Origin of the sequence: Citrobacter sp. Cf088 (assembly GCF_030334295.1) — a bacterium.
GTDB lineage: Bacteria > Pseudomonadota > Gammaproteobacteria > Enterobacterales > Enterobacteriaceae > Citrobacter > Citrobacter freundii.
This window is the reverse complement of record NZ_JAOWEE010000052.1, coordinates 104699-116488: the sequence shown is the minus strand read 5'-3', so window position 1 is coordinate 116488 and position 11790 is coordinate 104699. Positions and strand designations below refer to the sequence as shown.

The window sequence follows — 11790 nt, the reverse complement described above, 5'->3', positions numbered from 1 at the left end:
GATATGCTGCGTTAACGCAAGGTTTTTACTTAATCGGCGGCACAGAATGTCGTCCTCTTTTTTTCAACGTCGGGCTATTCGATGAAACGTGTTTCTCAAATGACCGCGCTGGCACTGGCTTTAGGGCTCGCTTGCGCTTCTTCCTGGGCTACTGAAACAGCACAGACGCTCACCCTCGACCAGTTACAGCAAAAGCAAGGCGCGGCGATCGATACCCGTCAGAGCGCTTTTTACAACGGCTGGCCGCAGTCGCTTAATGGTCCTTCAGGACACGAACCTTCCGCACTGAACCTGTCTGCCGCCTGGCTCGACAAGATGAATGATGAACAACTCAGCGCCTGGGTTCAGTCACATCAGTTGAAAACTGATGCGCCAGTAGCGCTGTATGGTAGCGATAACGACATACAGGCTGTCAAAGCCCGCCTGCAAAAAGTTGGCGTTAACCATATCTCCACCCTCAGCGATGCGCTTACGGACCCAGCCCGCCTGCAACGTCTGCCGCACTTCGAACAGCTGGTGTACCCGCAGTGGCTGCACGACCTGCAGCAGGGTAAAAACGTAACCGCTAAACCGGCGGGTGACTGGAAAGTGATTGAGGCCGCCTGGGGCGCGCCGAAGTTGTATCTGCTCAGCCACATCCCTGGTGCGGGCTACATTGATACCAACGAAGTTGAAAGCGAACCGCTGTGGAATAAAGTTTCCGACGCGCAGCTCAAAGCGATGCTGGCGAAACACGGTATCCGCCACGACACCACGGTGATTTTATACGGTCGCGATGTCTATGCCGCCGCTCGCGTGGCGCAAATTATGCTGTATGCAGGCGTGAAAGATGTTCGTCTTCTCGACGGCGGTTGGCAAACCTGGTCCGACTCAGGTTTACCGGTCGAACGCGGCACTCCGCCAACGGTGAAACCAGAACCTGATTTCGGCGTGAAAATCCCTGCCCAGCCGCAGTTGATGCTCGATATGGAACAGGCTCGCGGTCTGCTGCATCGCCAGGATGCGTCTTTGGTGAGCATTCGTTCATGGCCAGAATTTGTCGGTACCACCAGTGGCTATAGCTACATTAAGCCAAAAGGTGAGATTGCAGGTGCACGTTGGGGCCACGCAGGCAGCGACTCCACGCATATGGAAGATTTTCATAACCCGGATGGCACCATGCGCAGCGCGGATGACATCGCCGCCATGTGGAAGCAATGGAATATCCTGCCGAATCAACAGGTCTCTTTCTATTGCGGTACCGGCTGGCGCGCTTCAGAAACGTTTATGTATGCCCGCGCGATGGGCTGGAAAAACGTCTCCGTCTACGACGGCGGCTGGTATGAGTGGAGCAGCAATCCAAAAAATCCGGTTGCCAGCGGTGAACGGGGCCCGGACGCCAGTAAGTAAGATTGTCATTATTGCCGGATAAGCGTATCCGGCAACGCAATACGCTACGCCTGACGCTGAACCGCTTTCAGTGTCAGGTATCCGCTCCAGATCCGGGTAAATGTCGTCATCCAGCACAGCGCGCCAAAGACCCACGCCATCACGGCAAAATATTCCGGGAACAGACAACCCAACACAAATAGCAAAATCGTCTCAGTACCTTCGGTCAGTCCCCCCAGATAATAAAACGATTTATGCGCGTAGCCCGGGTTATCAATTTGATGTTTCGCCGCCAGCGCGGCAAAGGCCAGAAAGCTGCTGCCGGTTCCCATAAAGGCGAACAGCAGCCAGCCGCCAGCCAGCGAGTTAGCCGCCGGATCGGCGAGCATAAAACCGAATGGCACTAAGGCGTAAAACAGAAAATCGAGCGTGATATCAAGAAATCCGCCTGCGTCGGTTAGCCCTCTGCGCCGCGCCAGAGCCCCATCCAGCCCATCAAAAAGCCGATTGAGCACAATGGCCGCCAGCGCTGCCAGATACCAGCCTAACGCCAGAAATGGCAAGGCCAACACGCCAATGGCAAAACCGACCAGCGTAAGCCCGTCCGGGGTAATCGCCGGTTTATCAATAATGCTTACGCAGCGATGCAAAAGGGGTTTTAATCGCGGATGAATATGACGATCAAGCATGCGGGCGTCCTTTAAAGCTGTCGCACAGCCCCTGGGAAGGAATATCGAGAGCAGCATTAAAACGCGCCGAGAGATTTTGAAACGCAATCAGCGCGGTCATTTCCGTAATGGCATCATCGGTAAAATGCTGCTTCATCTGCGCTTTCAGCGCATCATCAACCTGTGGAGGCGTTGCGGTCACCGCATCGGCATAGGCCAGAGCTACTTGCTCTTCTGCGCTAAATAGCGCCGATTCTTGCCAGTTGGCAACCTGTAAGACTTTATCCAGCGCGCCACAGCGTTCAGCCAGCCGTAAACTGTTGGCATCAACGCAGAAAGCGCAGTGGCACACCTGAGAAACGCGGGTCATCAACAGCGCGCGCATCACCGGCGTTAAGCGCGCCTTTTTACGCTCCAGAAACCCGACAAACAGCGCCACCAGCCAGAACAGAAACGGCATCCGCCCCCACCAGCGCGTGGGATGCAGCACATCGCCATAATGTTTTTTCTGCGTAGCAACGAGCGGTTTTAGACTGGAAGGGATACGCGTTAACGGCTTTACCCACGACTGAGGTTCGTTCAACGGTGGCTCCTGAATACTTTAGATAAAACAAAGATAACGATAGTATGTCATTTTCTGCTGTTAGATCTTGATGAATATAATGAAAACCCTCGACGTGGTCGCCGCTATCATTGAACGTGATGGCAAAATTTTACTGGCTCAGCGTCCGCTACATGCGGATCAGTCAGGCATGTGGGAGTTTGCCGGCGGTAAGGTTGAATCGGGCGAAAGTCAGCCCGAGGCGCTGTTCCGTGAACTGCGTGAAGAGTTGGGCATTGAGGCAGTCGTGGGGCGCTACATTGCCAGCCATCAACGCGAGGTTTCGGGCCGACTGATTCACTTACATGCCTGGCATGTACCGTCATATCAGGGGGAACTGAAGGCGTATGAACATCAGGATATCGTCTGGTGTTCACCCGAAGAGGCGCTGCGTTATCCGCTGGCGCCTGCCGATATCCCACTACTGGAAGCGTTTATTCTTTTACGCGACGCCAGACAAGCGGATTTGTGCTGATCGTTTTCTCATCGCGTTGGCACTGAAGCAAGACGCCGTCAACTTTAATCACTGCCCCTTCTGAATAGTTTTGATCCTGATAAATACAGCACTGGCTACAGGGCTGCGCCCGCTGACCGCTGGAACTGAACACTTCCGGCGGTACGTTAACCTGCACATCCGGGCGATAAGGCTGATTTGCCAGCGTCGCGCTGGACACCAGGGCCAACACGCCTGCCACGATTAAACGGCGCATACTCTTTCCTTTTTAACTGACAATTATGCTCAGTATAACGGTATAAATCGGCAGAAACTTTAGCCTCTTCGATCATCGTTTTTTGTTATGACCCACGACGCAATATTAATTTACTTAGCGGGGTTAATTTTTTCTTGCGTCGCGTCACAGTGCTGATGGTATAGTCAAAAACTGCACAACACTTAACACAAAAATCAAAAATATAACCATATCAATACATAAGAGGTTCTTATATCTATGGATCAGACATGTTCTCTGGAGTCATTCCTTAACCATGTGCAAAAGCGCGACCCGAATCAAACCGAGTTCGCGCAAGCCGTTCGTGAGGTAATGACCACGCTGTGGCCTTTCCTTGAGCAAAACCCGCGTTATCGCCAGATGTCATTGCTGGAACGTCTGGTTGAACCGGAGCGCGTGATCCAGTTCCGCGTAGTCTGGCTGGACGATCGCAATCAGGTGCAGGTCAACCGCGCATGGCGCGTGCAGTTTAGCTCTGCCATTGGCCCATACAAAGGCGGTATGCGTTTCCACCCTTCCGTGAACCTGTCGATCCTGAAATTCCTTGGCTTCGAACAGACGTTTAAAAATGCCCTCACCACCCTGCCAATGGGCGGGGGTAAAGGCGGGAGCGATTTCGATCCGAAAGGGAAAAGCGAAGGCGAAATCATGCGTTTCTGCCAGGCGCTGATGACCGAACTGTTCCGCCATTTAGGTCCCGATACCGACGTTCCGGCGGGCGATATCGGTGTGGGTGGCCGTGAAGTCGGCTTTATGGCCGGGATGATGAAAAAACTCTCCAACAACAGCGCCTGCGTCTTTACCGGTAAAGGTCTCTCTTTCGGCGGCAGTCTGATCCGCCCGGAAGCCACCGGCTACGGTCTGGTGTATTTCACCGAAGCGATGCTCAAACGCCATGGTCTGGGCTTTGAAGGCATGCGCGTAGCGGTTTCTGGCTCCGGTAACGTGGCGCAATTCGCCATTGAGAAAGCCATGGAGTTTGGCGCGCGGGTGGTTACCGCCTCCGATTCCAGCGGTACCGTAGTCGACGAAAGCGGATTTACCAAAGAAAAACTGGCGCGCCTGTGCGCAATCAAAGACAGCCGCGACGGTCGTGTAGCAGATTATGCCCGTGAGTTTGGCCTGACCTACCTGGAAGGCAAACAACCGTGGTCAGTTCCGGTCGATATCGCCCTGCCGTGTGCCACGCAGAACGAGCTGGATGTCGATGCAGCACGCGTATTGATCGCCAACGGCGTGAAAGCTGTCGCCGAAGGGGCAAACATGCCGACCACTATCGAGGCCACCGATCTGTTCCTCGAGGCAGGTGTACTGTTCGCACCGGGTAAAGCCGCCAACGCCGGTGGTGTAGCGACATCCGGTCTGGAAATGGCGCAAAACGCCGCTCGTCTGGGCTGGAAAGCGGAGAAAGTGGATGCGCGCCTGCACCACATCATGCTGGATATTCACCATGCCTGCGTTGAATACGGCGGCGAAAGCAAGCAGACCAACTACGTACGTGGCGCCAACATCGCAGGCTTCGTAAAGGTTGCCGACGCGATGTTGGGTCAGGGTGTGATTTAATATTGTATCTGCAGGCCCGTAGGCCGGATAAAGCACGGGTGCCGCATCCGGCTATGCCTGATGCGCTATGCTTATCAGGCCTACAAACTTACAGACCCGCCTCTTCAGATGGCGGGCTTTTTTTCGCCGGACGTTTACGCGGCGCACCCTTTTTCTTATCGCCACCACTGCCGCCAGGTGCAGCAATTCCACGAAAGCGTCGTACCGGTGTGCTGCGCGCCTGATCGATAAGCTGATACAGCGTCCCCACCAGCGGCTGCATGAAATCCTGATAGCGACATTGCTTTTCGCTGATTTGGGTCAGTATAGATTCCCAGTGCGCGGTCATGTCCGGGCGCGTCGCCATTTCTGGCAACGAGTGGAACAGCGCTTTTCCTGCGTCGGTCGAATGAATATACCGCCCTTTTTTCACCAGGAACCCGCGCTTAAACAGCAGTTCGATAATACCGGCGCGCGTCGCTTCCGTACCTAAACCATCCGTTGCGCGCAGGATCTTTTTCAGATCTTTATCCTGCACGAATCGCGCAATCCCGGTCATCGCTGACAGCAGCGTGGCATCGGTAAAGTGACGTGGTGGTTGAGTCTGACGTTCAACCACTTCGCCTTTTTCGCACAGCAGTTCGTCATCTTTTGCCACCACCGGCAACGGCGTTCCGTCGTTGTCTTCGTCGCGCTCTTTGTTGCCAAGCAGCGTGCGCCATCCGGCTTCCGCCAGAAAGCGCGCTTTGGCGACAAACTTGCCTTTGGCGATGTCCAGCTCAATCACGCACTTTCTGAATACCGCATCCGCGCAAAACTGCATCAGATACTGACGGGCAATCAGGTTGTAGATTTTCGCTTCGTTGTCATTCAGATTGATGGACGAACTGCGCGCGGTAGGAATGATGGCGTGGTGCGCATCCACTTTTTTGTCGTCCCAACAGCGATTTCGCGTATCGGGATTGACCGCCGGTTGCGGGAGCAGATCCGGTGCATGGACGCTAATCGCGTTCAGTACCGCATGACGTCCGGCAAAATGCTCTTCCGGCAGATAACGGCTATCCGAACGCGGATAGGTAATCAACTTATGGGTTTCATACAACTTCTGGCAGATATCCAGAACGTTTTGCGCACTTAAACCGAAGCGCTTCGCCGCTTCAATCTGCAACGCCGACAGCGAGAACGGTAACGGCGCGGATTCTGATTCCCGTTTATCGTTATAGCTGGTGACTATCGCCGGTTGACCGTTAATTCGGTTCACCACGTGTTCAGCCAGCGTGCGATTCAGCAAGCGCCCTTCTTCATCCTGATACGGCTCACACGCTTCGCTCGGCTGCCAGATAGCGGTAAACCGCTCATCGGCGGGCGTTACGATATGCGCTTTCACTTCGAAGAAGTCTTTGGCGACGAAGTTCTCAATCTCTTCATCACGACGCACAACCAGCCCGAGCACCGGCGTTTGTACGCGCCCGACCGAAAGTACGCCCTGATAGCCCGCGTTACGTCCGAGAATGGTGTAAGCGCGCGTCATATTGATACCGTACAACCAGTCCGCACGCGCTCGCGCCAGTGCCGACACGCACAGCGGAATAAACTCACTGTTGGCGCGCAGCCGCTCAATAGCCCGCTCAACGGCCTGCGGGTTGAGGTCGTTAATCAGGCAACGCTGCACCTTCTGGCGCTTTTCAGGCGCCAGTTGCAGGTAATCCAGCACTTCATCCACCAGCAGTTGCCCTTCACGATCGGGGTCACCGGCGTGAATAACTTCGCTGGCCTCATGCAAAAAGCGCTTAATGACGTTGAGCTGTTTGGTCACCGAGGGGCGCGGTTGCAGTTGCCACTTTTCCGGGACAATCGGCAGATCGACCAGACTCCAGCGAGCATAACGACTGTCGTAGGCATCCGGCTGCGCCTGTTCAAGCAGGTGACCAATACACCAGGTCACCACTTGTCCATTTCCGCATTCGATAAAACCATCGCCTTTGCGATGCGGCTTTGGCAGCACATCGGCGATAGCACGCGCCAGACTTGGTTTTTCGGCAATAAACAACCGCATCGAGTTAACGAATCTCAACCATGGCGCGACCGCCACGAGCTTCCACTAACTCACCAATGGCGGTGAGATCGATACCGAACTGCGCCGCTGCCGTTTTCACTTCGGCTTCAGCTTCCGGCGTTACCGCCAGCAGTAGGCCACCGGAAGTTTGCGGATCACACAACAGATCGCGTACCGATTGCGGCATTTCACCCATCAGGTGTCCGTAGCTGGCAAAGTTACGTTGGGTACCGCCGGGTACCGCCCCCTGCGCGATGTATTCTTCAACGCCAGGCAGCTTAGGAATATCCTGGTAGATAATTTGCGCCTGAACGCCTGCGCCCTGACACATTTCACTCAGATGCCCCAGCAGACCAAAACCGGTAACGTCGGTCATGGCTTTCACGCCGTCGATATCGGCGAATGCCGCACCGGCAATGTTCATCCGACACATCACTTCTGTCGCCAGTCCTTTGTGTTCTTCCTTCAGTAGTGATTTTTTCTCTGCTGTCGTCAGAACGCCAATCCCCAGAGGCTTGGTCAGGAATAACTTACACCCTGCCTCTGCGGTGCTGTTTTTCTTCACGCGTTCGGTCGGCACAACGCCAGTTACCGCAAGGCCAAAGATAGGCTCTGGGGCATCGATAGAGTGGCCGCCCGCCAGCGCAATACCCGCCTGACGGCAGGCAAAACGTCCGCCTTCGGTGACTTCGCGGGCGATTTCCGGTGCCAGCTTATCCAGCGGCCAGCCCAGAATAGCAATTGCCATAATCGGTTTGCCGCCCATGGCGAAAATATCGCTGATGGCGTTAGTGGCGGCGATGCGGCCAAAATCAAACGGATTATCAACAATCGGCATAAAGAAATCGGTGGTGCTGATAACACTGGTGCCGTTTCCCAAATCGTATACGGCCGCGTCGTCGCGAGTTTCATTACCCACCAGTAAGTTCGGATCAACAAACTTCGCCTGCTCGCTGTGCAGGATGGTTTCCAGCACTTTTGGGGAAATTTTACAACCGCAACCGGCTCCGTGGCTGTATTGCGTTAAACGAATAGCTTGCTCGCTCATGGACATCTCCTGTCATTGCAATCCGGATATGGTAGCGCTCATTCCATGATGTGGTAAGAGTGACTGTCTGAATTCGAGTGTCTTTGCTCAGAATCCAGACAGTTTTGCCGTTGATATCAGAAATAACGGACGAATGCGCTCGGATCGGCAAGGTTGATCGTCGTGGATGCTTTTAGCTGCGGTGTACCCAGATAGAGGAAACCGACGATTTTATCTTGCGGGCGACAGTCGAATGCTTCACGAACGACCGCACTTTCGGTTAATGCACCACTGCGCCAGATACCGCCAAAGCCCTGGGCAATTGCGGCCATCTGCATAGCCATCACCGCACAACCGGCAGACATTTCTTGTTCCCACAGAGGAACCTTGTCGTTTTCTTCACATTTCGCCACCACGGTAATAATCAGCGGCGCGCGAAACGGTGCGTTGCGCGCTTTTTCCTGAGCTTTCTCATCGCTACCTGCGGCAATCGCGCCTTTCTCAAGTACGGTGCTAAAGCGTTCACGCCCTTCACCCTCAATGACATAGAATTGCCACGGTTGCAGCGTTTTGTGGTCCGGTGCGCGCATTCCCGCCCGCAGAATGTTTTGCAGTTGCTCTCCAGCCGGGGCCGGGTCGACAAGACGAGAAGCGCTACGACGGGTGATAAGTAATTCGAGTGCATCCATTTGCTTAACTCCAACAATGAGATTTGTTCACAAAATTAACACGTGAGCGGATTTTGTTACAGCACAGGCGGTGATTCCTGCTGACAAGTGCCTGTCTGGTCATTACGATAGCCTCATCTTATCGCCTTTCTCCGGGATTTCGGGATGGCGTGTTGTTAATCGGTAGGGAGAATACATGCGAACCCTGTGGCGATTTATTGCCGGATTTTTTAAATGGACGTGGCGATTACTTAATTTCGTCCGTGAATTTGTGCTTAACCTGTTCTTCATCTTCTTGGTGCTGGTGGGCGTGGGTATATGGATGCAGGTCAGCAGCAGCAATACCAGTGAACACGCTGAGCGAGGCGCACTGCTGCTGGATATCTCGGGGGTGATTGTCGATAAGCCGTCGAGCACCAGTCGCTTAAGCGTTATTGGTCGTCAGCTGTTTGGTGCCAGTTCCGATCGCCTGCAGGAAAACTCCCTGTTCGATATCGTGAATACTATTCGCCAGGCAAAAGATGATCGCAACATCACCGGCATTGTGATGGATCTGAAAAATTTTGCCGGGGCCGACCAGCCTTCCATGCAGTATATCGGTAAAGCGCTGCGGGAATTCCGCGACAGCGGCAAACCGGTCTTTGCCGTAGGCGATAACTTCAGCCAGGGGCAGTACTACCTCGCCAGTTTCGCCAATAAAATTTATCTTTCTCCACAGGGTTCCGTTGATCTGCACGGCTTTGCCACCAACGGTTTGTACTACAAGTCCCTGCTCGACAAGCTGAAAGTTTCCACGCACGTGTTCCGTGTCGGGACTTATAAGTCTGCCGTAGAACCGTTTATCCGTGATGATATGTCTCCTGCCGCGCGTGAAGCCGACAGCCGCTGGATCGGCGAGCTGTGGCAGAACTATCTCGATACGGTTGCTGCCAATCGCCAGATCCCTGCTCAGCAGGTGTTCCCGGGCGCACAGGCCATGCTGGACGGTTTGACAAAAGTCGATGGTGATACCGCGAAATATGCGCTCGACAACAAACTGGTGGATGCACTGGCCTCCAGCGCCGAAGTCGAAAAAATGCTGACCAAACAGTTTGGCTGGAGCAAAGCGGATAAAAATTATCGCGCTGTCAGCTATTACGATTACTCACTGAAAACGCCAGCGGATACTGGAGACAGCATTGGCGTTATCTTCGCCAATGGCGCGATTATGGACGGTGAAGAAACCCCTGGGAATGTGGGCGGTGACACGACTGCCGCGCAGATCCGCGAAGCCCGTCTTGATCCGAAAGTGAAAGCCATTGTTCTGCGCGTGAACAGCCCTGGCGGCAGCGTCAGTGCCTCCGAAGTCATTCGTGCTGAGCTGGCTGCGGCAAAAACGGCGGGTAAACCGGTTGTGGTGTCCATGGGCGGCATGGCGGCATCCGGTGGGTACTGGATCTCCACCCCAGCAAGCTACATTGTGGCGAACCCCAGCACGCTGACCGGTTCAATCGGCATCTTTGGCGTGATCAACACCGTGGAAAACAGTCTGGATTCCATTGGCGTACACACCGACGGCGTAGCGACATCCCCACTGGCGGATATCTCCATCACCAAAGCGTTACCACCAGAAGTGCAGCAAATGATGCAACTGAGCATCGAGAACGGCTATAAGCGCTTTATCACACTGGTCGCAGATGCGCGTAAGACAACGCCTGAGCAGATTGACAAAATCGCGCAGGGCCACGTCTGGACCGGCCAGGATGCGAAAGCCAACGGTCTGGTAGACAGTCTGGGTGATTTTGATGACGCCGTGGCGAAAGCGGCTGAGCTGGCCAAACTGAAACAATGGCACATTGAGTATTATCAGGACGAACCGACATTCGTTGATATGGTGATGGACAGCATGTCAGGCTCCGTTCGTGCCATGCTGCCTGACGTCATTCAGGCTATGCTCCCACCACCGCTGGCCTCTGCGGCCAGTGCAGTAAAAGCCGAAAGCGATAAGCTGGCCGCATTCAACGATCCGCAAAACCGCTATGCGTTTTGCCTGACCTGCGCCAACGTTCGCTAACTATTGACCCCTCTTCGGGATGAAGAGGGGTTTTCTTTGAGACAGAAGAAAAGTCATGCAGAAAAAATCAATTTACGTTGCCTATACCGGCGGTACCATTGGTATGCAGCGCTCAGAACAGGGTTATATTCCCGTTTCCGGTCATCTGCAGCGCCAGCTGGCATTGATGCCTGAATTCCACCGTCCGGAGATGCCAGACTTCACCATCCACGAATACGCCCCGCTGATGGATTCCTCCGATATGACGCCGGAAGACTGGCAGCATATTGCGGAAGACATTAAAGCGCACTACGACGATTACGATGGTTTTGTCATTCTGCACGGCACTGACACCATGGCGTTTACGGCTTCGGCGCTCTCTTTTATGCTGGAGAATCTGGGCAAGCCGGTCATTGTGACAGGGTCACAAATCCCATTGGCAGAGCTACGTTCTGACGGACAAATCAATTTGCTGAATGCGCTGTACGTTGCAGCAAATTACCCGATCAATGAAGTTACCCTGTTTTTCAACAATCGATTGTTTCGCGGCAATCGGACCACTAAAGCGCATGCTGATGGTTTTGACGCGTTTGCCTCACCCAACCTTGCACCACTGCTGGAAGCCGGGATCCACATTCGTCGGCTGGGAACTCCGCCCGCACCTCACGGTACAGGTGAGTTGATTGTGCATCCTATCACTCCGCAACCGATTGGCGTGGTCACCATTTATCCGGGGATCTCCGCTGATGTAGTACGCAACTTCCTGCGCCAACCTGTAAAAGCATTAATTTTGCGCTCCTACGGCGTGGGGAATGCGCCGCAGAATAAAGAGTTCCTGAAAGAACTTGAAGATGCGAGTTCGCGTGGCATTGTGGTGGTGAACCTTACGCAGTGTATGTCCGGTAAGGTGAACATGGGGGGCTACGCGACAGGCAATGCGCTGGCGCATGCTGGCGTGATTGGCGGCGCGGATATGACCGTCGAAGCCACACTCACCAAACTGCATTATTTGCTGAGTCAGGGACTGGATACGCAGACGATCCGTGAAGCGATGACGCAAAATCTGCGTGGTGAGCTCACGCCTGACGATTAAAGGAGTC

General features: G+C 54.2%; 11 protein-coding genes. 5 read left to right on the top strand and 6 right to left on the bottom strand.

All coding sequences use genetic code 11. The features are described 5' to 3' along the window. The first annotated feature begins 81 nt into the window (after positions 1–81). Positions 82–1389, top strand: a complete 1308-nt coding sequence (locus OGV71_RS11730) for a sulfurtransferase (protein WP_003840887.1) — start codon at positions 82–84, stop codon at positions 1387–1389. A 44-nt stretch (positions 1390–1433) separates the two neighbouring features. On the opposite strand, the gene OGV71_RS11725 is transcribed toward OGV71_RS11730, so the two are convergent. Both OGV71_RS11725 and OGV71_RS11720 read right to left on the bottom strand, forming a co-directional pair. Beyond that, positions 1434–2057 (bottom strand): CDP-alcohol phosphatidyltransferase family protein, encoded by a 624-nt coding sequence (locus tag OGV71_RS11725; protein ID WP_177712170.1) that lies wholly within the window; start codon positions 2055–2057, stop codon positions 1434–1436. Then, the gene (locus OGV71_RS11720) at positions 2050–2619 is read right to left on the bottom strand and encodes a carboxymuconolactone decarboxylase family protein (protein WP_003030660.1); all 570 of its coding nucleotides are present in this window, start codon (positions 2617–2619) and stop codon (positions 2050–2052) included. The genes OGV71_RS11725 and OGV71_RS11720 overlap by 8 nt, the downstream gene beginning before the upstream one ends. Positions 2620–2698: 79 nt before the next feature. Here OGV71_RS11720 and OGV71_RS11715 point away from each other — a divergent pair, with 79 nt between their 5' ends. Continuing rightward, positions 2699–3112, top strand: coding sequence for a pyrimidine (deoxy)nucleoside triphosphate diphosphatase (locus OGV71_RS11715; protein WP_003840884.1), 414 nt, complete (start codon positions 2699–2701; stop codon positions 3110–3112). On the opposite strand, the gene OGV71_RS11710 is transcribed toward OGV71_RS11715, so the two are convergent. Next, on the bottom strand, positions 3072–3347 hold the full coding sequence (locus tag OGV71_RS11710; protein WP_204583666.1) for a YnjH family protein: 276 nt from the start codon (positions 3345–3347) through the stop codon (positions 3072–3074). The two genes, OGV71_RS11715 and OGV71_RS11710, sit on opposite strands and share 41 nt — an antisense overlap. A 237-nt stretch (positions 3348–3584) precedes the next feature. Between OGV71_RS11710 and gdhA the strand changes: the two genes are divergently transcribed. Then, the gene (gdhA, locus tag OGV71_RS11705) at positions 3585–4928 is read left to right on the top strand and encodes an NADP-specific glutamate dehydrogenase (protein WP_003832501.1); all 1344 of its coding nucleotides are present in this window, start codon (positions 3585–3587) and stop codon (positions 4926–4928) included. A gap of 88 nt (positions 4929–5016) precedes the next feature. Here gdhA and OGV71_RS11700 read toward each other — a convergent pair whose 3' ends face one another. The 3 genes from OGV71_RS11700 to OGV71_RS11690 form a co-directional block, all read right to left on the bottom strand. Further along, the gene (locus OGV71_RS11700) at positions 5017–6963 is read right to left on the bottom strand and encodes a DNA topoisomerase III (RefSeq protein WP_032949103.1); all 1947 of its coding nucleotides are present in this window, start codon (positions 6961–6963) and stop codon (positions 5017–5019) included. Positions 6964–6967: 4 nt separating this feature from the next. After that, the gene (selD, locus tag OGV71_RS11695) at positions 6968–8011 is read right to left on the bottom strand and encodes a selenide, water dikinase SelD (protein ID WP_003030669.1); all 1044 of its coding nucleotides are present in this window, start codon (positions 8009–8011) and stop codon (positions 6968–6970) included. A gap of 116 nt (positions 8012–8127) precedes the next feature. Next, positions 8128–8679, bottom strand: coding sequence for an NAD(P)H nitroreductase (locus OGV71_RS11690; protein ID WP_204583668.1), 552 nt, complete (start codon positions 8677–8679; stop codon positions 8128–8130). A 175-nt stretch (positions 8680–8854) separates the two neighbouring features. Here OGV71_RS11690 and sppA point away from each other — a divergent pair, with 175 nt between their 5' ends. Beyond that, positions 8855–10711 (top strand): signal peptide peptidase SppA, encoded by a 1857-nt coding sequence (sppA, locus tag OGV71_RS11685; protein ID WP_204583670.1) that lies wholly within the window; start codon positions 8855–8857, stop codon positions 10709–10711. Between the two features lie 55 nt (positions 10712–10766). Continuing rightward, on the top strand, positions 10767–11783 hold the full coding sequence (ansA, locus tag OGV71_RS11680) for an asparaginase (protein ID WP_003030673.1): 1017 nt from the start codon (positions 10767–10769) through the stop codon (positions 11781–11783). Positions 11784–11790: the final 7 nt, after the last annotated feature.